This is a genomic window from Acidobacteriota bacterium (assembly GCA_016715115.1).
Lineage (GTDB): Bacteria > Acidobacteriota > Blastocatellia > Pyrinomonadales > Pyrinomonadaceae > JAFDVJ01.
On record JADKBM010000011.1, the window covers coordinates 347,275 to 371,937 of the forward strand.

The following is a 24,663-nucleotide window of genomic DNA, read 5'->3' on the forward strand; positions in this document are numbered from 1 at the left end:
TATATCATCCTGACCGTCTTTTGGGCAAGAGTCTTTCCGGATCCAGAGTCTTTCCGGATCCCTGATTATGCCGCAAGGCGGACGTTCGAATGACAGTTCGTGACGATAAGCGATCGGATCAGCCCAAAGAGTCTCCCGCCATCGCGTCTGGCATTTCCGGCTTGCAGGCCGAAGCTGTTTTCGACAAATGCCTGGCCGGCCGGTGAATCGGTCACCGAACCCGCGACGACGTCGATTTGGACTCCGAAGCGTTTCAAGACCTCGACTCCGCCGATGACGCCGACGTAATCGGACGCGCAGAAGACGAAAGCCGCGGTCGCCGCCTTGATCTCGGCATCGATCAGGATCGAATCGACCGAATATCCGCCGACGATTCCGTCGCCGAGTTCGACGACGATCAGATCCGGTTCGCATTGATTGAGCTTGTTGAGAATCGCCTTTGCAACCGGCGCCAGATCTTCGACTCCGACCGTTGACGGAAGTCCGCAATCAAGAAAGCTCGCCGTCGCCTCGGCGCCGCAGTCGAGCATATTGAGCGTATCGCGCAGACACGCGACGCCCGACATTTTCGCGCCGGCGACGCGCATTCCGGCGTGATGCGCCTGTTTGATGATCTCGGTCGCGGCGACCGTTTTGCCGGAATTCATACAGGTTCCGGCGACGATCACTACCGGAGCAACTGTATTTAGTCGGGCCGCCGGAACGAGTGCGTTGTCGGCAATGTTCAGAATACGCGAAGCGGTCGGGGGCGGATTCGTCGAACCAGCGCCGCCATCGCAAACAAACCCGATGACCTCGACCTCGATCGCGTCGGACAATGACGAATGATGGCCGCTGCAAATACCGATGACGCCCCCCATATTGAGGAGATGGAGACGGTCGCCGGCCTTCGCCGATTCCGGGACGTCGCCGAAAAAGCCCTTCAACGCGCGTCGGCGCCCGAGCACGCCGACGATGACGTCGTTGCGATAGATCTTCGCAAGTCGACCGGTCGGGAGTTCCAGGTTTCCGTATGTCACGGATTCGCTCAGCGCGCGCACGACAACCACGTCGCCCGCCTTCGGTGCCGGATTCCGATCGACAACGGCGACGAATTTCGATAGATCAAGCGGCGAAGTCGCCGAGCCGAGTTTGTCTGTTTCAATCATAAGTAAATAGTGCAAAGTGCAGAGTGCAGAGTGCAAAGTGCAGAGTGCAAAGTGCAGAGTGCAGAGTGCAGAGTGCTGAGTGCAGAGTGCAAGTCAGTGCATAGTGCAGAGTGCAGAGTGCTGAGTGCAGAGTGCAGATGCACTACTGTGCACTATGCACTATGCACTATGCACTGACTTGCACTCTGCACTATCTCAGTCCATCTTCCGGAGCCGTAGGCGCAGGGCTTGAAGCTTGATGAAGCCCTCGGCGTCGTATTGATTGTAGGCGCCGGCATCGTCTTCGAACGTCACGATCCTTTCCTTGTAAAGCGAGAACGGCGATTTGCGCCCGTTGACCGTAACATTGCCTTTGTAAAGTTTCAGACGAACGTCGCCGGAAACCGTTTCCTGCGTCTGTTCGATCATCGATTTGAGGATCTCGAACTCCGGCGCGAACCAGAATCCGTAATAAACCGATTCGGCGAACTTGACGCCGAGCGAGTCGCGCAAGCGCATAACTTCGCGATCCATCGTGATCGATTCAAGCGCACGGTGCGCCGTCTGCAGGATCGTCACGCCCGGAGTTTCGTAAACGCCGCGCGATTTCATACCGACAAAGCGATTCTCGACAAGATCGACGCGGCCGATTCCGTGCTCGCCGCCGATGAAGTTGAGTTTTGAAAGCATATCGACTGCGCCGTACCGCTCGCCGTCGATCGCCACCGGCTCACCCTTTTCAAACGTCAACACGATTTCTTCGGCCTTGTCGGAAGCGTTTTCCGGCGATTTCGTGAGCAGGAAAATGTCTTCGGGCGGGGCGGTCCAAGGATCTTCAAGAATACCGCCCTCGTATGAAACGTGCATCAGATTGCGGTCCATCGAATACGGTTTTTCGGCTGTCGCAGTGACGTTGATGTCGTGTTTCGCGCAGTATGCGATGAGATCGGCGCGGCCCTTGAAATCCCAGTGGCGCCAAGGCGCGACGACCTTGATATCGGGCTGCAGCGCATAGTAAGTCAATTCGAAACGCACTTGGTCGTTGCCTTTGCCCGTCGCTCCATGCGCGACCGCGTCGGCGCCTTCGAGCTGCGCGATCTCGATCTGTCTCTTCGCGATCACCGGCCGCGCCAGGGACGTGCCGAGAAGATAGACCCCTTCGTACAGCGCATTTGCCTTGACCGCCGTCCAGACGAAATCCTTGACGAATTCCTCGCGCAGGTCCTCGGTGTAAAGCTTCGAGGCCCCGGTTTTGAGCGCCTTTTCTTCCAAACCGTCGAGTTCCTCGCCCTGTCCGATGTCGGCCGTGTAGCAGACGACCTCGCAATCATAGGTTTCCTTTAGCCAGAGAAGCATCGCCGAAGTGTCGAGCCCGCCGGAATAGGCGAGGACTATTTTGTTGATTTTGTTTTGCATAAATTCTTTTGAACTTGACTCTACGAGTGTGACGGTTTCCATTTCTTTTCGAGCTTCGAGCTTCGAGCTTCGAGCTTCGAGCTTCGAGCTTCGAGCTTCGAGCTTCGAGCTTCGAGCTTCGAGCTTCGAGCTTCGAGCCGCAGGTTTCGAAGTCAATCCGGCACTCGAAGTTCGCAGCCCAAGGCTCAAAGCTCGAAAAAGAAACGCCAGGGTGCCAAAAAACCTATGTCCCGATCCCAAAGATCTCCCAGATCTTTTTCAAAACCGCTTTTTGTCCGTTCGAGTCACGGACCGCGATAAAGATCGTGTCGTCGCCGGCGATCGTTCCGACCACCTCTTCGAAGTTCTCCGAATCGATCCGGACGGCACAGGCCGAAGCCAGGCCCGATTCGCATTTCGCGACCACCAGATTCTCGCCGGCGGTTGCCAGACTCTTCAGTCCGAAGATCGTCTCGTTCTTCGGCTTCAACGGCAGCGCGTAGAACCCGCCAACTTTAACGACGCCGAGTTCGACCAGATCGCGAGAAACACTCGACTGAGTCACTGAAAAGCCTTTTCTTTCAAGCAGCTCGGCAAGCTCGTCCTGGCGTTCGACACGTTCTTTGTTGATCAAATCCAGGATCGCCGATTGCCGCTGTTCTTTCTGCATAAAAAGGTCGGTTTATGCACTTATCGCGCATAAAATACTCATAGGTGCATAAAGTAGCAAAATGGTTTGAAAACTTCAATTGCGAATTTACGATTTTGAGAGAACGAATTACGATAGTCGTATGTCCGGATCAGATAAACTTTGGGGCGGGCGCTTCACCGAAAGCGCCGACGCCGTTTTTGCCGACTACAACAACTCGTTTCGGTTCGACCGACGACTGTTCGAAGCCGATGTGCGGGCGTCGGCGGCACATTGCAATGGCCTTTTCCACGCCGGCGTTCTGACCCGGCTCGAAGCGGAGAAGATCAAGACCGGACTCGGGACAATGCTCAAGCGCGCCGATTTCGACAAGAACTATTTCGACGATCCCGCTGAGGACGTTCACTCGTTCATCGAATCGAAACTGGTCCAACTCATCGGCGACACCGGTCGCAAGCTTCATACCGGCCGGAGCCGCAACGATCAGGTCGCGACCGCTTTCAGGCTCTGGCTTCGCGAGAAAGTGACCGAAATCTCCGAACTCGCGCTTGGGGTTCAACGCGCACTTGTCGAGCTGGCCGAGGCGAACGCGAACTCCGTTCTTCCCGGCTACACGCATTTGCAGCGCGCCCAGCCCGTTCTTTGGGCGCATTGGTGTCTCGCCTATTACGAGATGATCGCGCGCGATCGTGAACGAATCGATGAGGTCTGGCGCCGCATCAACGTGATGCCGCTCGGGTCGGCGGCGCTTGCCGGCACCAGTTATGAGATCGACCGTGAAACCGTCGCGCGCGAACTCGGTTTCGACGGGATCACGGCGAATAGCCTCGACGCGGTCAGCGACCGCGATTTCGCGATCGAATTCGCCGGTGCTTCTTCGATTCTAATGATGCATCTTTCGCGCCTCGCCGAGGATCTGATCGTTTACTCGACGACCGAATTCGGGTTTATCGAACTCGGCGACGCGATCTCGACCGGTTCGAGCCTGATGCCGCAAAAGAAGAATCCCGACGCGCTGGAATTGATCCGCGGAAAGGCAGCGCGCGTCTTCGGACATCATTCGGCGCTCCTGACGATGATGAAGGGCTTGCCACTGGCTTACAACAAAGATATGCAGGAAGATAAGGAAGCCGTCTTCGATACCGTCGATACGGTCTCGGGAACCCTGCGGGTAACGGCGATCGTCCTTCGCAATATCGGGATCAACGGCGAACGTTCGGCGGTCGCGGCGAACCGCGGATGCCTCAACGCGACCGAACTTGCCGACTACCTTGTCCGGAAAGGCGTGCCGTTCAGGATCGCGCACGACACGGTCGGCCGGATCGTGCTCGATGCGATCGGAAAGGGAAAGGAACTTCAGGAACTGAGTCTCGGAGAACTGCGCGACGTTACCGACGCGATCGACGGTGACGTCTTCGAAGCTCTGAGTCTTGAAAGCACTCTCGAAACGAAAAACCAGATCGGCGGAACTTCCCCGGAACGCGTCGCCGAGGCGCTCGCGGCGGCGCGGGAAGAGATCGGCAGGCAGTAGGCGACTTTCGACTTCAATGGATTCATTCCCAAGAAAACTCCTCACCGAATGGCGGAAACTGGGTTTGCCGTTCGCGGACGAGAGGATCGTCGTCGGTGTTTCCGGGGGCGCGGACTCGGTCAGTCTCTTGCTTGCGTTGAGCGACCTCACGAATCGAACGAAGATCGCGAACGAGATCGTCGTCGCGCATTTCGAACACGGTTTGCGCGGCGATCAAGGCCCGTCCGACGCACGGTTCGTTGAGGCGCTGTCGACGAAACTCGGGTTGAGATTCGTCGTGTCGCGGGCCGTCGGACGATTCGAGGTCGCAAAGTCCGGAAACCTCGAACAGAACGCGCGCCGCGCCCGTTATCGATTCCTTGCTGAGATCGCCGAATCGCTCGGGGCATTCGCGGTCTGCACCGCGCACACTCTGAACGATCAAGCCGAAACATTTCTTCTTAATCTGATTCGCGGCAGCGGGACCGCCGGACTTTCGGCGATGAGGCCGGTGATCGACGAGTTCCGGATCGACGAGAATTCCGACCGTGGCGTCCGTCTCATTCGCCCACTATTGACTTGGGCGATGCGGCGCGACACCGAGGCTTTTTGCGGAGAAACCGGCGAAGAATTCGTCAACGATGCGATGAACGACGATCTCGCGTTCAGCCGGGTACGGGTGCGGAAGGAGTTGATTCCGTTGCTTGAGACCTTCAATCCGAGGATCGTCGAAACGCTCGCCCGCAATTCCGAACTGCTTCGCAACACGGCGGAGCCGGCGCCTTTGAACGTGGATGAACCGTTGATCGCTGATCTCAAAGGTCTTCCCCGGGCGCAACTCCTCGAATACCTGCGGCAGTGGGTAAATCGCGAGCGCGGAAATCTTCGCGGCATCGGTTTGAAACACATCGACGCGATCGAACGTTTAATCTCGGGTTCAAAAAGCGGCAAGACCGCTGAGTTGCCGAACGGCGATTCCGTCGTAAAAGGCGGCGGGAAACTTGTGTTCAGACGATCGTTTCGAGGGCCTGAGGGCGATGGCCGATAGATTGCAAATCGGGAATTCGAAGCCATTCGGACTCTTTCAACACCAGTCCGCGCGGAAGCTTATCTCGAAACAAAGGTTGAAAAATGAATTTCCGCAAACTAGAATCTAAGTTGTAATCATTTGCCCGCGCTTTCGACACAACGGTCGGGCGTGAATGCTCATCGAAACAACGTTGTTTTTGAAAGTGGGATAAATGTGATTTTGGAGGCTATAAATTGAGTTCTAAAGCAAAACAAGTCTTGTTGTGGTTGATGATCCTCGCCGGCGCGATGGTTCTGGTTTGGGCGCTTCAGTCCAAACAAGGCAAGAATCCGTTGGAATTGAGCTACGACGAAGCGTTGAATCGGATTCGCAATAAAGACATCGCCGAGGTTCTGATCAAGCAGGATTCGCTTGAACTGACGAACAAGGATCGCGAAAAGTTCATCACCAAACTCGACGCGAGCGACGCCACGCGGACGAATCTATTGGGCGCGATCGACAAGATCAACGAGGCCCAGCAGGGAACGATCAAGACCACGCTCGAACAATCATCTAGCGGTTACGGTTGGATCCTCCTGATAAACGCGCTCCCGTTTCTGCTCCTCATCGGTTTCCTGGCCTTTACCCTCAGGCAAATGCAGGCCGGGGGAAACAAGGCTCTGAGTTTTGGGAAGTCGCGCGCGAAGTTGCTGAATAATCAGCAGAAACGCGTCACGTTCAAAGACGTCGCCGGGGTCGAGGAAGCGAAAGAGGAACTTCAGGAGATAATCGAATTCCTGAAGGATCCGCAGAAATTTCAAAAACTCGGCGGACGAATTCCGAAGGGTGTCTTGATGGTCGGGGCGCCCGGAACGGGCAAGACTCTTTTGGCGAAGGCCGTCGCCGGTGAAGCGAACGTCCCGTTCTTTTCGATCTCCGGTTCCGATTTTGTCGAAATGTTCGTCGGCGTCGGCGCCTCGCGCGTCCGCGACCTCTTTGACCAGGGCAAGAAGAACGCTCCGTGCATCATCTTCATCGACGAGATCGATGCGGTCGGACGCCATCGCGGCGCCGGACTTGGCGGCGGTCACGATGAGCGCGAACAGACGTTGAATCAGCTTCTTGTCGAAATGGATGGATTCGAGTCAAACGACGGCGTTATCCTGATGGCCTCCACGAACCGCCCGGACGTGCTCGATCCGGCGCTTCTTCGACCCGGCCGTTTCGACCGTCGCGTGGTCGTCGGTCGTCCGGACGTTCGCGGCCGAGAGGGCATCCTGAAGGTCCACACGCGCAAGATTCCGCTTGACGAGAATGTCGATATCACGGTCATCGCGCGCGGAACGCCGGGATTCACCGGCGCGGATCTGGCGAACATCGTCAACGAAGCGGCTTTGAATGCGGCGCGTTACAACAAGAAGGTTGTGACGATGACGGATTTCGAGATCGCCAAGGACAAAGTGATGATGGGCGCGGAACGCCGCAGTATGGTTCTTTCAGACCACGAGAAAAAGCTTACGGCCTATCACGAGGCCGGACACACTCTTGTCGGGCTGAAGGTGCCGTCGGCCGATCCCGTGCACAAGGTCTCGATCATTCCGCGTGGTATGGCGCTCGGCGTCACGCAGCAGCTTCCGGAAGCCGATCGTCACAGCTATACGAAGGAATACATCCTCAGCCAGATCGCGATCTTGATGGGTGGACGGCTTGCCGAAGAGATCTATTTCGGCGCCGACCAGGTGACGACGGGAGCATCCAACGACATTGAGCGTGCCACCGAGTTGGCGCGATCGATGGTCTGCGAATACGGTATGTCCGAACTCGGACCGCTAACTTTCGGTAAGAAGGAAGAGCAGATCTTTCTCGGACGCGAGATCTCGCAGCATCGGGATTATTCCGAAGACACAGCGATCAAGATCGACAAAGAGGTCAAGAAGATCATCGCCGACCAGTACGAAGTCGCGCGGCGGGTTCTGGAGAACAATTCCGAGGCAATGGTTCGACTCAGCGCGGCGCTGCTCGAACTCGAAACGCTCGACAGCGTTCAGATTCGCCGCGTTGTGGCCGGTCTTCCGCTCGATGGCGGGGACAGTTCGGTGTCGACGGGCGGCGACAGCGGACCGGCACAATCTGACGATAAGCCGAAGAAGAGTCTCAAGGATTCGCTGATTCCGCCGATCGCGCCGAACAATCCGGCGACGGCGTAACCGACGGACGAACGGTGAGGGATGAGGGATGAAAGTTTTTCGTCCCTTTTCTTTTTTGGGTTGACTGAAAGCTATGATCTGGAAAACATCGCGACGTGAATTCCGTTTCGACCGGACGCTGGTAATGGGAATCCTTAACGTCACGCCCGACAGCTTTTTTGACGGCGGATCGTTCGGCGATCTCGATGCCGCGTTGCGTCGCGCCGAAGAGTTGATCGCCGAGGGCGCGGATATCATCGACATCGGCGGGGAATCGACGCGACCGAACAGCACGCGCGTCGCGTTTCACGAGGAGATCCGGCGCGTCGTCCCTGTAATTGAGGGAATCGCCAAACGCTTCGACGTCGCCGTTTCGATCGATACTTCGAAAAACGAGGTCGCGCGCGCCGCGGTCGATGCCGGAGCGGAGATCATCAACGACGTTTCCGGACTGAGGTTTGACGAACGGATCGGCGAAATCGCAGCGAATTCGGGGTCTGGATTGATCCTGATGCATCTCCGCGGGAACTTCGAAACGATGCATTCGCAAACGCCTGTGCCGGACATCGTTGCGGACGTCGCGGACGGGTGGCGCGCGAGTCTGACGATCGCCGGCCGTTACGGGGTCGAACGTGATCGGATCGCGCTCGACATCGGCATCGGATTCGGCAAAAGCGTCGAACAGAACTTAGAAATTATCGCCAAACTTGATAAACTTGTCCGGGAATTCAATGACCTTGCGGTCCTCGTCGGCCTGTCGAGGAAGTCTTTTCTCGGAACGATCCTCGGCGGCGTTCCCGTCGGCGAACGTCTTGCCGGGAGCCTTTCGGGAGCAGCGCTTGCGGTATGGAACGGTGCGCGGATCGTGCGTGTTCACGACGTCGCCGAAACCGCGCACGCGGTGCGGGTCGTCGAAGCGATCAAAGAGCAGTTATGAAATTAGTGAAGATCCTTCTGGCTTCTGCAGTCTTGGCGTTTGCCTCCGGTTTCACCGAATGCTACAAGCCTGTCACGAATACCGGATTGCCGAAAGACATCAAGATCATCGCCGTTCCGGCTTTTCAGTTCGAAGCCAAGGGACTGCGTTATCGTGTCGAAACCCGCTTTACGGAAGCGGTCTCGCGCGAGATCATCCGCCGCGGCCGGGGGTTGAAGGTTCAGGGGACGCGCGATGGGGCCGATGCAGTCGTCGAGGGAAACATCCGCGATTTCAACTTCTCGGGCGTGCTGCTCGACCGCGAGGGCCGGGCACGTGTGTACGAAGTGACGATCACCTCGGCGGTGACGATCCGCGATCTGCGCTCGAACCGGATTCTCTACGACAATCAGAATTTCATTTTCCGTGACTCGTTTGAGTTCAGCGAAGATCCGCGAACATTCTTCAACGAAGAAGACCCGGCCGTTGAACGTATGTCGAGGGCATTTGCGGAATCGGTCGTTTCGACGATCGTTAACGGAATGGGTGTCAGAGACGAGAAGAAATAGATTCAAATGCCGGTTTTGACCCGCGAACAACTTTGGACGCAGCTTAAGAACAACGAGATCGCCCCGGTTTACGTTCTCTTTGGCGCGGAACCTTATCTGCGGAACAAAGCGGCGACCTTTATCGCCGACCGGGCGCTTGCCGAAAGCGGACTTCGTGAGTTCAACGAAACGGAGTTCTCGCTCAACAATTCGGAGAATATCGCGAAAGCCCTCGCCGCGGCCGAGCAATTGCCGATGATGTCGCCACGGCGCGTGATCCGGATTGAGGACGTTCGGATTTTCGCGTCCGGAACCCGCGATACGCTCAAGGAAGAAAGCGAGGGTGTACTCGCCGCATACCTCGGCCGCCCGGCGGAGACCTCCGTCCTGATATTGATCGCCGACGAACTCGACAAACGCCGCCGGATGTCGAAACTACTTCTCGAGAATTCGGTCGCAGTCGAATTCAAACGGCTTGAAGAGGCCGATCTCGCGAATTGGGCGCGACGCGAGATCACCAACCTCGGCTTCGACATCGATGCCCGCGCGCTGAACTACTTTGTCGGTCTGGTCGGCAACGATCTGCGCCGCCTCGAGACCGAGATCAAGAAGATCTCGACAGCCGCGCTGCCCGGAAAATTGATCACCTTCGATCTGGTCGATTCGCTCGTTCCGAGCTCGCGGATCATTTCGAATTTCGATCTGACGGATCATATGTTCGCCCGCGACAAGGCGCGGACATTTGAAACGCTCAGGAAGATCCTTGATGACGGCGCCGAACCGCTGATGCTGCTCGGTCTGATCGCAAGCAACTTTCACAAGCTGTTCAAGGCGAAGGCGATGATGCTCAACGGCGAGGAACGGCGCGACGTGGCGCGAAACCTGGATTTGCCCTATCGCAAGCAGGAGGACTTCCTGACTTTTGCGCGCCGCGCGGATGAGCGAACGTTGACGCGTGCGCTGAAACGCATTGCGGAGACCGACCTTGCCATCAAAACGTCGCGCGGCGGCGGCGGGAACAATGGGGCCCGGCTTCAGATCGAGATCCTGGTGGCGGAACTCATCGATGGAGAGAGATAGTGCAGGTTGGATAGTGCAGAATGACGGTCTTGGTTGGGCTCCCGGATGAAGTCGGGAGCATTATCCGAGGTCACGCAATAGACTCGAATTAAGAGAATTCCCGTTCTTTACGATCTTGGCGGACTTTCGTGAACGTCCGGCTTGCCTTTCGCCGATCAGGAATTTTCCCGCGCGGAGAACGCAAAGAGCGCAATGTCCGAGTGATCCGCGAGATCGTCAAGAATCCACGATGAAGATCCAAAAGCGTAATTTGGGGCTTATCCCAAATCGCGCACTAGCGGATTTTGCCCGCGAATCTTCGCGAATCCACACGAATAGAAACTGGTCCAAAGCGCGGCAATAGAAGCCGGTATCATAAAATTGGGCCGCCGGACGGGCCGAAGTTTTGAAGAGCGGTTTGTTCGTGCGGGTTCGGACAGAATCTTCTTCGCGCGGATTCGCGGAAATTCGCGGGCCCACTTTCAGACACAAAAAATCGGAGGCACACCGTGTTACCGGTTGCCTCCGTTTTTCAAAGGAGAAACGATCGAGCAGTCTTACTGCGCCAGCTTGTTGACGTGAACCGTCAGCCGCGACTTGTAACGCGCAGCTGTGTTGCGATGCAGAATACCCTTGTTCACGGCCTTGTCGATCGCCGAGATGGTCGGCACCAAAAGCTCGTTGCTCTGTGTCTGGTCGCCCGCCGCAAGCGCGGTGCGGAGCTTCTTGATCTGCGTACGAAGACGGCTCTTGTTGTTGCGGTTGACTAAATTTCTTTTCGCGGTCTGTCTTACGCGTTTCTCAGCTGACTTATGATTAGGCATAATTTATTCAAAAAAGTGAAATCTTTCTCCTTTAAGAGAAACTCCAGATTCTAGCGTCCGGGTCGGCGATTGTCAAGCGCATTCGCAGCCGGTGCGCCGCTTGCTGTCCGGCGATCACGCCGGATTACTCGTATTTCGAGACGATCAAATGCATCAGATCGACGAACAGCACGACGATCGGCGGGTAAAAGAAGATCTCGGGCTTGAGTTCCGCCGAATAGAGCGTCGGCATCGACGAATGGATGATGAACGAGAAGTAGTTGCCCGTCAGCCAACCCGCGGCAAGGCTCAGCAAAAATCCCGAGACCACAAACGCGACCGCCGTCAAGCGTGAGTAAGGCCGGGTTTCGGGAGCATTCTCCTCGAGGATCGTGTCGTGAATATTCTCCGTGTAAGTGTATTTTTGAAACGCCTCGCGAAGCCGCCCGAAAAGATGTATCAAACCCGCGGCAGAAAGGGAAACGAGAATGATCTTTCCGATCATCGTCGAATCCGAAAAGAAACTTGGCCGGAAGACCGCCGCCGCGAATGTCGAAACAAACAATGCGACCATCGGAAAAACGATCTTCTGAAGCGCGACCGATTCCCGACGTTCATCGGCGATCATCCGGTCGATGATCTCGTTGTAGCGCCGCTCGTAAACCATCTGGCGCCAGCGCCGGACGTGCGGGTTGTCGGGACCGAAGACCGAGTCGTCTTTGCCCGACCGATACTGTTCGTCGAGCCTGAAACGGTCATACTCGGCCCGCTGCTTCGGATTGCCTAGAACCTCGTAAGCCTTCGCGACCCGCGCGAATTCAACCGCCTTCTGCTCGTCGCCGTCGGTCTTGTCCGGATGAAGTTTGCGCGCAAGTTTGCGGTACGCCGACTTGACCTCGGCATTCGACGCTTTTGGCGATACTTTGAGAACCTCGTAATAGTTCATTCTGTGTCGGAGAGGGATCGGTCGGCACGCGCGACTACGCCGATTATATCACAGCCGCAGCGCCGTAAAACAAAGCGAGGTTCAATTCGGTTTGTCGATCTTGAGGCCGACAGGATCCGCGCCGGCGCCCTTGACCGCGTCGACGGCGCGAACAACCGTGCCGTAATCGAGCGAAGTCGGCGCGCTTATGAAAACCGTCTTCTCGATTTCGTTCGTGTTCTCGCGAAAGATGCCGTTTTGCTCTCGAAATCGGAAGACGTCTGCGAGTTTCTCACTCAACAGGCGCGGGTCGTCGACTGCCCCGGCCTCGCTATCGAGGTTCAAACGGAAAGATCCGTTCGCCTGAACCGTTACGATCAGGGTATTCGGATTCTGGTTCATTCCGGCGTCGGTTTTTGGCGGCGACGGGACGTTCGTTTCGAAGTGCGTCGGTTTTGCCGGCGAAATGACCATAAAAATGATGAGCAGCACGAGCAGGACGTCGATCAGCGGCGTAACGTTGATGTTTGGTTTCATTGATCTCCTCCGGGGCCGGTAATTTTGAAAGGCCGGGATCAAAGGCCAAACTTAAGGCAGGTTTTTCAGGAGCTCAGCCATTCGATCCGACCTTTCGCGGACTTAGACGCCGACGGCTGCGATTTGTTCCCGGAGGAAACCCGAATTACGTCATAGAGGCAGATTTAGAAATCCCGTTCTTTGCGATCTTGGCTGACTTCGCGCGAAGAGCCGGCTTTGGAGTGCGCGGATTCTCGATTCGCGCACTCGACGGCCGATCCGGGAACGGTATTTCTTGAGCCCAAATTACGCATTGAACTATGATCGAGAGCCGCTAAATACCTAGTTAACGGCGGTCCGGGCGCCGTTTCTGATACAGATGAACACATCTCAAATATCTGAAATCTCAAAGTGATCAAACGACTTGTGGGGCGGAAGGAGCGGTCGCTTCGATTTCCACGAACCGAATCGATCCGACGCGCGCTCGCGCCGGTAGAACGATTCCGTGGAACCTGAATCACGGAAGTTACTTCGCGCGGCACTCCGAAATTTGTGAATAGGCCGATCGAAATGAGCGATCGCGCTTTTTCACGAATCCGGCGGGCGAGTACCGTTCAATGCGTAATCTGGAAACAAGCGTCGGATGTCGCCGCACAGCGCTCCAATCAGCGCCCGGGCTTTGGCGAGCGATTCGCGATACTCGTCGTCGCCCTCGCTGTCGATGACGATCCCGCCGCCGACATTGAAAACGGCTTCACGCGCGCGGACGACCATCGTGCGGATGGCGACCGACAGATCGGCGCGCGTTGCCGTGCCGAGATCGCCGCCGAATCCGTCACGGGCGTAATAGCCGATGGCACCCATCGAGAGGCCGCGGGACGAACGTTCGATCGAATCGATAATATTCATCGTACTGATCTTCGGCGCGCCGGTGATCGATCCGCAGGGGAAAAGCGCCCTCAAGATATCCGAGAATTCCAGATCCTGGCGAAGGGAGCCGCGGATCGTTGAAACGAGATGAAAAATCGTCGGATGCTCTTCGATCGCGCAAAGTTCCAGAACCGCGACCGACCCGAACTCACAGACCCGTCCGAGATCGTTGCGGAGCAGATCGACGATCATCACGTTTTCGGCACGGTCCTTTTCCGATGCCTCGAGTTCGACCCGCAGGCGTTTGTCTTCGGCGGCGTCGGTACCGCGCGGTCGTGTCCCTTTGATCGGAGAAGCCTCGATGATCGACCCGTCGATCGAGAAGAAGCGTTCCGGCGAGGTCGAAACGACGGTCGATTCGGTCCGTTGAATGTACGCCGAGAACGGCGCCGGATTGGTGCGCCGCAAACGGGAAAAGATGTCTGCCGGTGTCAGTCCCGCGGGCAGATCGGCGCGGACCGGATGGGTCAGATTCGTTTGATACGTGCTTCCCGAGCGGATCAGTTCGTGGATCGACGCGATATCGGCGAGATAATCCGCGCGCGAAACGTCCATTTTGACGTCATCGGCGAAAATCGGCGATTCGGCGAGCGGGTCGTTTGAGGAAAGCAGTTCTTCGATCTCGTCAAAACGGCTTGAATCGCCGATCAGACGGGTTTCGGAGCAGTCATAATCGTGGATCAACAAACAATCGAAAAGCGCGAGAAAAACGTCCGGCTCGGCGACGTTGCGGTGGCGCGATTCGATGTTTTGCAATTTGAGGCCGAAGTCGTAGGAGAAGGTGAAGATCGAGAAGGGATGCGACGAGATCTTTTCGTCAACCAAACGAACAGTATCAGAAGCGTTCGGCGAACAGATTTCAATCCGTTCGGCGGCGCGGAGTCCGCAGATCAGGAATCGCGAGCCGGCATACTTTGCGCCGGCGCTGTCGAGCAGACAGAGCTCCTCACTCGCCGCGAGACGCAAAAGACGTCCGACGAGGTCGTTCGCCGATTTGATGTTTAACTTCCGCTGGTTCACTCTTGCTGCTTTGCAGAATATACCACAGCGAGTTACTTGCGGCGGTCGTTTTCGGCTGTCTGCGTGAAGACCGAATTGATCTCGTCGGGGATGTAAAACGATCGCTCGAAGACCTGAAAGTCGTTCTGCGAGTTTGAATATTCGGCGGTCGGACACCACGAATGGAGAACGTAGAACGTCAATTCATCGTACGTGATTGTCACGTGGCCTTTGACGCGCTGACCCATTTCGGTCTTTTCCACGATCAGGAGTTTGCCGGGATGTTTGCCGACAAACGTCCCGACGCGCGAGACCTCCGTGACCGTGGGCTTGCCGAAGATCGATCCCTTGTCGGTCTGCTCCTGCATTGAGGCCACGACGCCGTCGCAGAGCTTGTCGAGGATCGCCGACGGCGTCTGACGCTTCATATCGAGCTGCGCCGGAACCGGCACGACCTCGAGCATTGCCAACCGCTCGCCGCGGTCGTCCATCGCGATCATTCGCGCCATCGGCGTCGAGACGATCGGGTTTGACGGCGCGATCATCACCCAGCCATCGGGAAGTGAGACGGACGCACCGGTGGTCTTGTCCTTGAAATCTCTGCCTTCGAGCTTGTATTTTTCGATCTGCGAATTTGCCAGATCGAGTTTGGCGAGCGACGGAAGCGCCAATCCGAGTCCGGCGACGCCGAGGACGCCGAAAGCGAGGAGGGCGAAAACGCTGAACGAACCGATACCGGCGTAGATTCTTCCGGCGGAGGGATTCGAACGACCGTGAAGGACGAGCGCCATCGCCAGAAGATAGAACAAACCGAGGATCGCGAAAACGATGCCGATGACAATGCCCACCGTATCCTTGGAGACGAACGGGAGTGCCAAACCGATCGCGAACCCTACGTAGCATCGGGCGAGCACCCATTTTCGTGTTGATTCGGGATCCTTGTTCATCCAGAGCTTTGACGCGAGCAGCAGATCGATCGCGACCGGAATTATCGTTTGCCCGACCATTCGTCCGGTGCTTTCCGCCGAATCGCCTTTCGTGGCGAGTCCGTTGATGATCACGACGGCAACATATAAGAAAGCGTTGATGATGAGAAAAACGGCAGCCGGCCGTAAACCGGGACGAATCGCGGGATCGCCTTCGGTTTGGCCCGGAAGATAGCGGACGCTCGTCGGAGCATAGCTCGACTGAATATTTTGGAGTTTGCCGGCGGCCGGAAGACTCTCAGCTTGATAAAAGGTTTGGCTTTGATTATTTTGTCTGTGACCGTTCGGCGCCGGTTCATTTACAAGCGAGTTCACGGTATTGGCAGAAGCCGCCTCGAAATCTTGTCCCGCCGACGGTTGTGGATTGGCGGGTTGCGGCGCAGATGCGACATAGGTTGCCTTCCGGACCGCCTCCGGAAGCCACTGGGACAGGTCGAATTCGCGCTTCAGCATACGCCAGTTCGGATCGGTTCTCGACCGGACGAGGGAATTCTGATTGATCTGTCTGCCGAAGAACAGTTGCTTGACCTGTTCCAACGAGAGATCGCGTTGTTCCTTTCCGTCAAGCAAGACGACTGTGTATTCCATACGTTTTGTAGGTGAGAGTGGGTCGGGAGGCTCATTGAGCGGACCTGACAGCCGCTACTCGCTCAGAAAATTATATTTGCTGCGTTGGAAAATGACAATCATTTTTTAACAGCGTTTAACTCAAAGGATCGGTATGCAAAAAGACACAATGTCATTGGTTCGGGGGCTCGGACTGATGGCCGCAATCTCAATGATCGTCGGCAACGTCATCGGCACTGGCGTGTTCCTGAAAGCGCGCGTAATGACGTGCAACGTCGGCTCGCCTGAGTGGGTGCTGCTTGCGTGGATCGCGGCCGGAATCTTGTCACTCGCCGGCGCTCTGACTTACGCCGAGCTTTCGGCGATGAAGCCTGAAGCGGGCGGCGAATACGTCTTTTTGCGTGACGCGTACGGGAAGGTATCGAGTTTCCTGTTCGGCTGGATGCAGATCTTCATCGCCAAAACAGGTTCGCAGGCGGCGGTCGCCGTGGCATTCGCGGTTTTTCTCAACGACTTTCTCGGCGGCGGGCTCAAGCAGACATTGTTCAAGACCGATATTCTCGGCTACGTATACGAGTTGACATCACTGCAGATCATAGCGGTGATGATGATCGTCATCGTGACAACGATCAACTGCGCGTCGGTGGCGATCGGCGGGCAGATCGCGACGGTGCTCACATTCGTGAAGATCGGGCTGATACTGCTCGTCGGATTCGGCGCCTTTTTTCTGGCCGACGGGAATTGGGGCAACTACTCGATGGTCAACGACGGCGGCGCTTGCGAGGCGGTTGCGGAGTCCGCGCGATACGGCATCGACGGCAACACGTTTCGGGCAGGCTTGGGATTCTTGGAAACGATGACCGTCGTGAAGGCGTTTCTTGCCGGATTCGGCGCGGCGATGCTCGGCGCGCTGTGGGGGTATGACGGTTGGAACAACCTCTCGCTCGTTGCCGGCGAGGTCGATAACCCGAAGCGAAACATCCCGTTGGCTTTGATCGGCGGAACGATTCTGATCATTTTTCTCTATGTATTCATAAACTTCGCATATTTTTATGTTTTGACTCCGACCGAGATCGCGAGCGTTTCAAAGGATTCGTCGGTCGCACGCGAGGTCGCCGTCAAGTTCTTCGGCGCCGGCGCGCTGGTCTTGATGACGACGGGACTGATGCTTTCTTCGCTCGGAACCCTTCATACGTCGATCCTCGCCGGTTCCCGGGTTCCATACGCGATGGCGCAGGACGGCGTGATGTTCAAGTCGCTCGGACGACTCTCGGCGACGCGCGTGCCGGTCCTTGCGCTGGTCGCGCAGGGCCTCTGGGCCTGTTTGCTGGCGCTTTCCGGATCGTTCGATGCATTGACCGACTACGTTATTTTCGGTTCCTGGATCTTTTACGCTTTGGCGACCGCGTCGGTCTTCGTTTTCCGCCAAAAGTACCCGGATATGGAGCGTCCCTATAAGGCGTGGGGATATCCGGTCGTTCCGGTCCTGTTCCTGCTCGTCGCCGGATGGTTGCTGATCAACACGCTGATGACGAGTCCGACGCAGTCATTTATCGGAATTTTTCTGATTTTGGCCGGATTGCCCGTTTATTATTATTTGACGGCCGGAAAAACCGGGAATACGGACGGTAAGACGGAATGATCGACAGACGCGCGGGTGATGACAGGAGAAAGTTCCCGAGATATTCGGTGAACATCGAGGTCGAGTGGGAAGTTGCCGCCGGCCGCAAGAACGGAACGTTGAGCGATCTTTCGCTTGAGGGATGTTTCGTCCTATGTTCGGGCGAGGTCGAAAACGGCGATCGTGTGCGAGTCTTTTTGCCGGTCAGCGACGGGATGAAGGTCCAGTTCGCGGGCGAGGTCGTCAATCATTTTTACGAAATCGGCTTTGCCGTCCGCTTCATAGACCTCGGACCGGCCCAGAAGAATTTTCTGGAGAATTACCTGGCGACGCTCAGGTCCTGAAAAAGGCAAAAGGCAAAAGGCAAAAGGCAAAAGGCTAAAGGCAAAAGGCAAAAGGCAAAAGGCAAAAGGCAAAAGGCAAAAGGCAAAAGGCAAAAGGCAAAAGGCAAAAGGCAAAAGGCTAAAGGCAAAAGGCAAAAGGCAAAAGGCTAAAGGCAAAAGGCAAAAGGCAAAGGCAAAAGGCTAAAGGCAAAAGGCAAAAGGCTAAAGGCAAAAGGCTAAAGGCAAAAGGCTAAAGGCTAAAGGCAAAAGGCAAAAGGCAAAAGGCTAAAGGCAAAAGGCAAAAGGCAAAAGGCAAAAGGCAAAAGGCTAAAGGCTAAAGGCTAAAGGCTAAAGGCTAAAGGCTAAAGGCAAAAGGCAAAAGGCTAAAGGCTAAAGGCTAAAGGCTAAAGGCAAAAGGCAAAAGGCAAAAGGCTAAAGGCAAACCGCAGATCATGGATCGTTTTGCCTTTTTTCATTTCCCCTTTTGCCTTTTCCCCTTTGCCCTTTGCCCTTTGCCTTTTCCCCTTTGCCCTTTGCCCTTTGCCTTTTCCCCTTTTCTACCTGTCATCTCTGATCTCGGCCAGTTTGGCGAGCGCTTCGACGGCGACCTCACGGTCGTCGAAATGATACTTTTCGTTCCCGACGATCTGATACGTTTCGTGTCCCTTTCCGCAGATCAGCACCACATCCTCCGGTTTTGCCTTGGAAATCGCCTGAAAGATGGCGTCGCGGCGGTCCGGAACGACCAGATATGGCGTCGAGGTCGTTTTTGTTCCCGTTTCGATCTGTTCGATGATTTTGAGCGGATCCTCGGTACGCGGATTGTCCGATGTGATGATCACCAGATCGCTGTTCTGACCGGCGACTTCGCCCATCGGCCCGCGCTTTGTTTTGTCGCGGTCCCCGCCGCAGCCGAAGACCGTTATGATCCGGCCCTTTGTCAGGTCACGGGCAGTCTTCAGCGTGTTGAGGAGCGCGTCGTCGGAGTGTGCGTAGTCGACGACGATCGCAAAATCTCCGTCGTGCGGTACGCGTTCGAAGCGCCCGGGCGCGCCGACGCAGGTTTCGAGTCCGCGCGCGACGGCGTCGAGATCGTAGCCGAGCGCAAGCGCCGCGCCGGTTGCCGAAAGCATATTGTAAACGTGGGGGCGTCCTACCAACGGGGAAGTTATCCGGCGCTCACCGCCCGGCGAGCGAAGCAGGAACGACGTGCCCTTGAGCAGCGAGACGTCAATTTCAGTCGCCGACAGATCGGCCTCGGAAAGCTGCGAGAACGTTGTCACGCTCGCGCCTTCCGCGCGAAGCCCTTCGGCGAGTTTGCGGCCCCATTCATCGTCGATGTTGATGATCGACGCCTTCGGCCGTTCACCCAATCGGCCGTCAAACAGTTTTCGCTTGGCGTCGAAATAGTTCTCCATCGTCAGATGGTAGTCGAGGTGGTCGCGCGTCAGGTTCGTGAAGATCGCGACCTCGAACCGCAGCCAGTCGCAGCGGTGAAGATCGATCGCCTGCGATGACGTTTCCATCACCGCGATCCCGCAATCGTCGTCGAGCGCTTCCCGAAGGAATTTGTTCGTATCGGACGCTTCGGGAGTGGTGCGAACGGCCGGTTCGCTCTTGTCGCCGATCCGATATTCGACCGTGGTCAGCATTGCCGCCTTGTCGCCGGCCGCCTCGGCGAGCGCAAAACACAGATAGGTCGTTGTCGTCTTGCCGTTCGTCCCGGTGATCCCGACGAGTTTCAGATCGTGCGACGGATCTCCGTAGATGATCGATGCCGCTTTCGCGAGAGACTCTCTAGCATCCGGGACCTGAAGCCAGGCACCGCTGAAGCCTTCCGGGCATTCGAGTTCGGAGATGATCCCGACGGCTCCGCGCCGCATCACATCCTCGACAAACCGGTGGCCGTCCATCGTCAGACCGCGAATGGCCGCAAACAGCGCTCCGTTGTTCGCCTGTCGCGAATCGTGGGTGACGTTCGAAACGACGAGGCTTCCGTCGCCCGTGAGTTTCGCGCCGAGTCCGTCCGCTATCGTCTTCAGGTCAGCTGAAATAAAAGTCAAAACTTTATCCTCGAAAAAAACGTTTCCAAAATCAGGAAGAATTATAGCGATTTCAGGAATGATTTGCGACAATGGCTTGAGATCGAGTTTGCGAAGGAGGGCGAAATGGACATTATCAAACTTATCCTGCTGGTGATCGGAATTTTGGCCGTCTTGGTCGTCGGTTACTGGTTGGTCGGGATCATCTTCGGACTGTTCTGGCTGTTGGTCTACGCCGGCGTCATCGGACTCGTCGGTTACGGCGGATACAAGCTTCTGTTCGGGAACAGTTCATCCGGCCGTTCGCTCGAAGAAAAGTCGCCGATCACGATCGCGGAATTCGAAGGCTCGGACCGCGCGCTCGAAGAATACCGTCAGAAGTATCTTCCGAAGTAGTATTCCCCCTTGTTCCCGAGCCGGGGCCTAAAGCGCGAGACGCGAAAATGGACCGCTAGACTTTCCCTTTCAAAAACGCTAAATTCAAGTTTGCGGAAGTCGTCTGGAAAAGACGGTTTCCGCATTATTGCCGAGATGGTGTAATTGGTAGCCACGCAGGTCTTAGGAGCCTGTGCCGAAAGGCGTGCGAGTTCGAGTCTCGCTCTCGGCACCAGATTGAATCGAAATCATCACGACTTTTTGAACGCAGACATTTACACAAGATTATTCAAATCAACCAGATGAAAACAGAACTTATCGAAGTATCCGAGATCGAGCGCGAGATCAAGATCGAAATCGACGCTGAAGCGGTCCGCGACGTTTACAACAAGGTCAGCCAGAAATACACGAAGATCGCGAACGTCCCGGGTTTCCGAAAGGGCTTTGCGCCGCTTGACGTCGTGCGTCTCCGGTACAAAGAAGACATCAAGAACGAGGTCATTCGCGAACTGCTCCCGAATCGCGTCACCGAGGCGATCCAGGAACACGGCCAGATGCCTTTGACCGAACCCGACCTTCATTTCGAGAATTGGGAGACGATGAAGGTCAACGGAACGGAAGCGCTCTCGCTTCATATTCATTTCGAAGTGATGCCTGTGATCCCGACTCCCGAATACAAGGGCGCGGAAGCGGTTCGCCGTGTCAAGCCGACCGCCGATGACGAGATCGATAAACTGATCGAGGCGCGCCGACAGGATTTCGCCAGCCTGATCCCTGTCGAGGGACGGAAATCGAAAGACGGCGACACGGTGATCGTCGATCTGACCGGGACCTTTGTCGGCGGCGAGGAACAGGAACCGATAGTTTTGTCCGATCTCGAGATCAAACTCGGCGACGATTCGATCGAGAAGTCGTTTACCGACAATCTCCAGGGCGTCGAAGCGGACGACGAGAAGGAGTTTACGGTCACGTATCCCGAAGGGTTTTCGGCTCCGAGCCTTTCCGGAAAGACAGTATCGTACGCTGCGACGATCAAATCCGTCGGGACGATCGAGCTGCCCGAAGTTGATAACGACTGGGCGAAGAGCCTCGACGAAGGCTACAAATCGCTTGCGGATCTGCGCAAGAAATTGGCCAAGGACCTGGAAGCGGTGGCGAAATCAGAAGCCGACATACGCGTGCGCAACGATTTGATCAACGCGCTCATCCAAAAACACGGTTTCCCGATTCCGAACGCGCTCATTGAAAGCCAGGCGCGCAATCTGCTCGACAATTTCGCCCGCGATATGCAGAGCCGCGGTTTCGATCTCAAGAACGTCGAGGAAGATTTCATCAAAATGGCGTATCAGCAGATGCGTCAGCAAGCGGAGTTTGACGTCCGCGGGGCGATGCTGCTTGAGAAGATCGCCGAACTTGAGAACATCGTCGTTTCCGATGATGAGGTCAGCGACGAGATCGGCAAGATGGCCGAGTATTACGGCGTAACGGCCGATGAGATCCGCAAACAGGAAGGCGTCGAGTCGAGTATTTCGAACACACTGCGCACCCGAAAGGCGGTCGAAGCCGTGTTCGAAAACGCGAAGATCACCGACGGCGAGTGGCGGGATCCGAATCAACCGGTTGTCGAACCGGAGCCGGAAGTCGAAGCGAAGAAGACGAAAAAAGCTGCTTCGGAAGGCGAAAAGCCAAAGAAAAAAGCGGCAAAGAAAGAGAAGTAGGATCTCTTTGAAAGTCAGGGGCGGGCGGGATCTGTATCCGGTTTTGCATTTTTGAAGATAAGTTGTAGAATGCTTTTGACGGCATCAGCCTGTTATTTCAATAACTTATCTTCATTGGCTTAAAGCAACTCTTGAACAAACTGCCCGAAATTCATAGATAAGGACAAAAGAAAAAGATATGTTAGTTCCAATGGTTGTCGAGCAAACTTCGCGTGGCGAGCGTGCCTTCGACATTTATTCGCGCCTCCTTAAAGACAGCATCATTTTCATCGGTACGCCGATCGACGATATGGTTGCGAATCTGATCGTCGCCCAACTCCTGTTTCTTGAAGCGGAAGATCCCGAACGCGACATCAACCTCTATATCAATTCGCCGGGCGGTTCGATCACGGCCGGAATGGCGATCTACGACACGATGCAGTTCATCAAGAACGACGTCACGACGATCTGCGTCGGACAGTGTGCGTCGATGGGTGCTCTGCTTCTGACGGCCGGAGCCAAAGGCAAGCGTTTCGCCCTTCCGCACTCGCGAATCCTGATCCATCAGCCGTCGGGCGGCGCGTCCGGACAGGCGACGGACGTCAGAATTATGGCCGAAGAGATCCTCCGGATGCGCGAAATGACATCGAGAATCCTTTCGGATCATTCCGGACAACCGTTCGATCAAGTCGAAAAGGACGTTGAGCGAGACCGGATCCTGTCGCCGATGCAGGCGAAGGAATACGGGCTCATCGACGAAGTGATCGAACATAGAGAGAAGTAGGATTTGCGATTTGGGATTTGCGATTTGCGATTGGTCTCTCTGCACAGCCGCAAATCGAAAACGCCCCGGCGTGATCGCAAATCGAAAAAGAACCGGCGCAATCGCAAATCGAAAATCGAAAATCGAAAATCGCAAATCAAATGATACGTCGACCTGAAGAAATCCTGCGCTGCTCCTTCTGCGGCAAATCTCAGAACGAGGTCAAGAAATTGATCGCCGGTCCGAGCGTTTACATCTGCAACGAATGCATCGACATCTGCAACGAGATCATCAACGATGACGAGCAGGCTGAAACCGCGGGACTTCGAACGGCGCTTCCGAAACCTCAGGAACTGAAATCATTCCTCGACGAATACGTGATCGGGCAGGATGAGACCAAGAAGCGTCTCTCGGTCGCCGTCTATCAGCATTACAAACGCATCGAACTCGCCAAACGGAGAACCGATGTCGAGCTTCAGAAATCGAACATTCTCCTGATCGGGCCGACCGGGACGGGCAAGACCCTTCTGGCGCAGACGCTCGCCCGCGTGCTGAGCGTCCCGTTCTGCATCGTCGATGCCACGAGTTTGACGGAAGCCGGCTATGTCGGCGAGGACGTCGAGACGATACTGCTCCGTCTCCTCCAGTCCGCCGGCGGCGACGTCGAACGCGCACAGAACGGAATCATCTACATCGACGAGATCGACAAGATCTGCCGCAAGGACGACAATCCGTCGATCACGCGCGATGTCTCGGGCGAAGGCGTCCAGCAGGCGCTGCTCAAGATCCTCGAGGGGGACGGTCGCGAACGTTCCGACGCAGGGCGGGCGGAAACATCCGCAACAGGAATTCACGCCGGTCGATACGACGAACATCCTTTTTGTCTGCGGCGGCGCGTTCATCGGACTTGAAAAGGTCGTCGAAAAACGTTTTCGCAACAAGTCTCTCGGATTTTCGGCGGACGTCAAGACCAGCAAGCAGCGCCAGAACGAGGCGATCGAGAAACTCGAACCCGAGGATCTGATCCATTACGGGCTGATTCCTGAATTCGTCGGACGGCTCCCGGTGCTCGGGACGCTTCAGGAACTCGATGAAAAAGCGCTCCTGCAGATCCTGACCGAACCGAAGAACGCGCTCATCAAGCAGTATCAGCGCAAATTCGAGTTTGACAACATCCGGCTCAAGTTCACCGATGACGCGCTCAAGACGATCGCCCGCAAAGCGATCAAACGCAAGGTCGGCGCGCGCGGACTGATGATGATTCTCGAGGAGATACTCCTTGAGTCGATGTACGTCCTGCCGTCGCAGAAAAAAGTCAAGGAACTTTTGATCACGAAAGAGATGATCGAACGAAAGGCTCCGGTCTTCGAAGTCATCGCCGAACTCGACGAAGCGGCATAGTTCGATTTGGGATTTTAGATTTTTGATTTTGGATTGGCCCGGGGCAGTATGTCGCGGGCCTTTGATTTCGGAATTCCTTCGCGCAGTTTCGCGTGGATTCGCAGTTGGAACCTTACCGATTGATTTGTAACCGCAAAAACAACGCCAACAGCATCGGTCTGATCATTGCCCTTTGACCTCTATCGGCGATCGCCGACGGCGATTTCCGCGACGTCGGCCTGTCTTCCTCTCAGCAGGCTTTCTGGCTGAAAATTGAAAATCGCTTGGATTTCCGCCGTTCAATCATTTAAAATCAGAAATCAACGGTTAATAGAAC

20 protein-coding genes, 1 tRNA gene and 1 pseudogene are annotated in these 24,663 nt (G+C 55.9%); 13 read left to right on the top strand and 9 right to left on the bottom strand.

Going from position 1 to position 24,663, the window contains the following annotated elements:
• Positions 1-65: 65 nt before the first annotated feature.
• From IPN69_10275 to IPN69_10285, 3 genes are all read right to left on the bottom strand, one after another.
• Complete coding sequence (locus IPN69_10275) at positions 66-1,148, bottom strand: hypothetical protein (GenBank protein MBK8811102.1); 1,083 nt, start codon at positions 1,146-1,148, stop codon at positions 66-68.
• Positions 1,149-1,343: 195 nt separating this feature from the next.
• On the bottom strand, positions 1,344-2,543 hold the full coding sequence (locus IPN69_10280) for an argininosuccinate synthase (GenBank protein MBK8811103.1): 1,200 nt from the start codon (positions 2,541-2,543) through the stop codon (positions 1,344-1,346).
• Between the two features lie 223 nt (positions 2,544-2,766).
• Positions 2,767-3,192, bottom strand: coding sequence for an arginine repressor (locus tag IPN69_10285; GenBank protein MBK8811104.1), 426 nt, complete (start codon positions 3,190-3,192; stop codon positions 2,767-2,769).
• 121 nt (positions 3,193-3,313) lie between these two features.
• Between IPN69_10285 and argH the strand changes: the two genes are divergently transcribed.
• The 6 genes from argH (at position 3,314) to holA (ending at position 10,420) form a co-directional block, all read left to right on the top strand.
• Complete coding sequence (gene argH, locus IPN69_10290; GenBank protein ID MBK8811105.1) at positions 3,314-4,702, top strand: argininosuccinate lyase; 1,389 nt, start codon at positions 3,314-3,316, stop codon at positions 4,700-4,702.
• Between the two features lie 16 nt (positions 4,703-4,718).
• The gene (gene tilS, locus IPN69_10295) at positions 4,719-5,729 is read left to right on the top strand and encodes a tRNA lysidine(34) synthetase TilS (GenBank protein ID MBK8811106.1); all 1,011 of its coding nucleotides are present in this window, start codon (positions 4,719-4,721) and stop codon (positions 5,727-5,729) included.
• Between the two features lie 215 nt (positions 5,730-5,944).
• Entirely contained in the window at positions 5,945-7,897 is a 1,953-nt protein-coding gene (ftsH, locus tag IPN69_10300; GenBank protein ID MBK8811107.1) for an ATP-dependent zinc metalloprotease FtsH, read from the top strand.
• 73 nt (positions 7,898-7,970) lie between these two features.
• Positions 7,971-8,813 carry a dihydropteroate synthase gene (folP, locus tag IPN69_10305; protein MBK8811108.1) on the top strand — a complete coding sequence of 281 codons (843 nt, stop codon included), beginning with the start codon at positions 7,971-7,973 and terminating at the stop codon, positions 8,811-8,813.
• Positions 8,810-9,361 (top strand): hypothetical protein, encoded by a 552-nt coding sequence (locus IPN69_10310; GenBank protein ID MBK8811109.1) that lies wholly within the window; start codon positions 8,810-8,812, stop codon positions 9,359-9,361. The genes folP and IPN69_10310 overlap by 4 nt, the downstream gene beginning before the upstream one ends.
• A gap of 6 nt (positions 9,362-9,367) precedes the next feature.
• Complete coding sequence (gene holA / locus IPN69_10315) at positions 9,368-10,420, top strand: DNA polymerase III subunit delta (GenBank protein ID MBK8811110.1); 1,053 nt, start codon at positions 9,368-9,370, stop codon at positions 10,418-10,420.
• A gap of 536 nt (positions 10,421-10,956) precedes the next feature.
• On the opposite strand, the gene rpsT is transcribed toward holA, so the two are convergent.
• From rpsT to IPN69_10340, 5 genes are all read right to left on the bottom strand, one after another.
• Positions 10,957-11,223 (bottom strand): 30S ribosomal protein S20, encoded by a 267-nt coding sequence (gene rpsT / locus IPN69_10320; protein MBK8811111.1) that lies wholly within the window; start codon positions 11,221-11,223, stop codon positions 10,957-10,959.
• Between the two features lie 124 nt (positions 11,224-11,347).
• Positions 11,348-12,148, bottom strand: coding sequence for a J domain-containing protein (locus tag IPN69_10325; GenBank protein MBK8811112.1), 801 nt, complete (start codon positions 12,146-12,148; stop codon positions 11,348-11,350).
• A gap of 81 nt (positions 12,149-12,229) precedes the next feature.
• Positions 12,230-12,664, bottom strand: coding sequence for a biopolymer transporter ExbD (locus tag IPN69_10330; protein MBK8811113.1), 435 nt, complete (start codon positions 12,662-12,664; stop codon positions 12,230-12,232).
• Between the two features lie 567 nt (positions 12,665-13,231).
• Positions 13,232-14,593: an aminodeoxychorismate synthase component I gene (pabB, locus tag IPN69_10335; GenBank protein ID MBK8811114.1), complete on the bottom strand. Its 1,362-nt coding sequence runs from the start codon at positions 14,591-14,593 to the stop codon at positions 13,232-13,234.
• Positions 14,594-14,625: 32 nt separating this feature from the next.
• A complete protein-coding gene (locus tag IPN69_10340; protein MBK8811115.1) occupies positions 14,626-16,146 on the bottom strand; it encodes a hypothetical protein in 1,521 nt (506 codons plus the stop codon).
• Positions 16,147-16,279: 133 nt separating this feature from the next.
• Here IPN69_10340 and IPN69_10345 point away from each other — a divergent pair, with 133 nt between their 5' ends.
• The gene (locus tag IPN69_10345; protein MBK8811116.1) at positions 16,280-17,767 is read left to right on the top strand and encodes an amino acid permease; all 1,488 of its coding nucleotides are present in this window, start codon (positions 16,280-16,282) and stop codon (positions 17,765-17,767) included.
• Positions 17,764-18,090 (top strand): PilZ domain-containing protein, encoded by a 327-nt coding sequence (locus IPN69_10350; GenBank protein ID MBK8811117.1) that lies wholly within the window; start codon positions 17,764-17,766, stop codon positions 18,088-18,090. The genes IPN69_10345 and IPN69_10350 overlap by 4 nt, the downstream gene beginning before the upstream one ends.
• A 536-nt stretch (positions 18,091-18,626) precedes the next feature.
• Here IPN69_10350 and IPN69_10355 read toward each other — a convergent pair.
• Positions 18,627-20,132: a UDP-N-acetylmuramoyl-L-alanyl-D-glutamate--2,6-diaminopimelate ligase gene (locus IPN69_10355; protein MBK8811118.1), complete on the bottom strand. Its 1,506-nt coding sequence runs from the start codon at positions 20,130-20,132 to the stop codon at positions 18,627-18,629.
• 105 nt (positions 20,133-20,237) lie between these two features.
• Between IPN69_10355 and IPN69_10360 the strand changes: the two genes are divergently transcribed.
• The 5 genes and pseudogenes from IPN69_10360 (at position 20,238) to clpX (ending at position 24,347) form a co-directional block, all read left to right on the top strand.
• Positions 20,238-20,507, top strand: coding sequence for a hypothetical protein (locus IPN69_10360; GenBank protein ID MBK8811119.1), 270 nt, complete (start codon positions 20,238-20,240; stop codon positions 20,505-20,507).
• Between the two features lie 129 nt (positions 20,508-20,636).
• Positions 20,637-20,721: transfer RNA gene (locus tag IPN69_10365), tRNA-Leu, on the top strand.
• Positions 20,722-20,788: 67 nt separating this feature from the next.
• Positions 20,789-22,204, top strand: a complete 1,416-nt coding sequence (tig, locus tag IPN69_10370; protein MBK8811120.1) for a trigger factor — start codon at positions 20,789-20,791, stop codon at positions 22,202-22,204.
• A gap of 178 nt (positions 22,205-22,382) precedes the next feature.
• Positions 22,383-22,967 carry an ATP-dependent Clp endopeptidase proteolytic subunit ClpP gene (gene clpP, locus IPN69_10375; GenBank protein MBK8811121.1) on the top strand — a complete coding sequence of 195 codons (585 nt, stop codon included), beginning with the start codon at positions 22,383-22,385 and terminating at the stop codon, positions 22,965-22,967.
• A gap of 140 nt (positions 22,968-23,107) precedes the next feature.
• Positions 23,108-24,347 (top strand): annotated as a pseudogene (gene clpX, locus IPN69_10380) (ATP-dependent Clp protease ATP-binding subunit ClpX).
• Positions 24,348-24,663 lie beyond the last annotated feature (316 nt).

Bases quoted from the DNA above. Each gene is read 5' to 3' on its own strand.
- IPN69_10360 (MBK8811119.1), top strand. From the start codon at position 20,238: ATGGACATTATCAAACTTATCCTGCTGGTGATCGGAATTTTGGCCGTC.
- tilS (MBK8811106.1), top strand. From the start codon at position 4,719: ATGGATTCATTCCCAAGAAAACTCCTCACCGAATGGCGGAAACTGGGT.
- IPN69_10310 (MBK8811109.1), top strand. From the start codon at position 8,810: ATGAAATTAGTGAAGATCCTTCTGGCTTCTGCAGTCTTGGCGTTTGCC.
- IPN69_10345 (MBK8811116.1), top strand. From the start codon at position 16,280: ATGCAAAAAGACACAATGTCATTGGTTCGGGGGCTCGGACTGATGGCC.
- folP (MBK8811108.1), top strand. From the start codon at position 7,971: ATGATCTGGAAAACATCGCGACGTGAATTCCGTTTCGACCGGACGCTG.
- IPN69_10350 (MBK8811117.1), top strand. From the start codon at position 17,764: ATGATCGACAGACGCGCGGGTGATGACAGGAGAAAGTTCCCGAGATAT.
- argH (MBK8811105.1), top strand. From the start codon at position 3,314: ATGTCCGGATCAGATAAACTTTGGGGCGGGCGCTTCACCGAAAGCGCC.
- IPN69_10325 (MBK8811112.1), bottom strand. From the start codon at position 12,148: ATGAACTATTACGAGGTTCTCAAAGTATCGCCAAAAGCGTCGAATGCC.
- IPN69_10340 (MBK8811115.1), bottom strand. From the start codon at position 16,146: ATGGAATACACAGTCGTCTTGCTTGACGGAAAGGAACAACGCGATCTC.
- IPN69_10285 (MBK8811104.1), bottom strand. From the start codon at position 3,192: ATGCAGAAAGAACAGCGGCAATCGGCGATCCTGGATTTGATCAACAAA.
- IPN69_10275 (MBK8811102.1), bottom strand. From the start codon at position 1,148: ATGATTGAAACAGACAAACTCGGCTCGGCGACTTCGCCGCTTGATCTA.
- clpP (MBK8811121.1), top strand. From the start codon at position 22,383: ATGTTAGTTCCAATGGTTGTCGAGCAAACTTCGCGTGGCGAGCGTGCC.
- rpsT (MBK8811111.1), bottom strand. From the start codon at position 11,223: ATGCCTAATCATAAGTCAGCTGAGAAACGCGTAAGACAGACCGCGAAA.
- holA (MBK8811110.1), top strand. From the start codon at position 9,368: ATGCCGGTTTTGACCCGCGAACAACTTTGGACGCAGCTTAAGAACAAC.
- IPN69_10330 (MBK8811113.1), bottom strand. From the start codon at position 12,664: ATGAAACCAAACATCAACGTTACGCCGCTGATCGACGTCCTGCTCGTG.
- tig (MBK8811120.1), top strand. From the start codon at position 20,789: ATGAAAACAGAACTTATCGAAGTATCCGAGATCGAGCGCGAGATCAAG.
- IPN69_10280 (MBK8811103.1), bottom strand. From the start codon at position 2,543: ATGCAAAACAAAATCAACAAAATAGTCCTCGCCTATTCCGGCGGGCTC.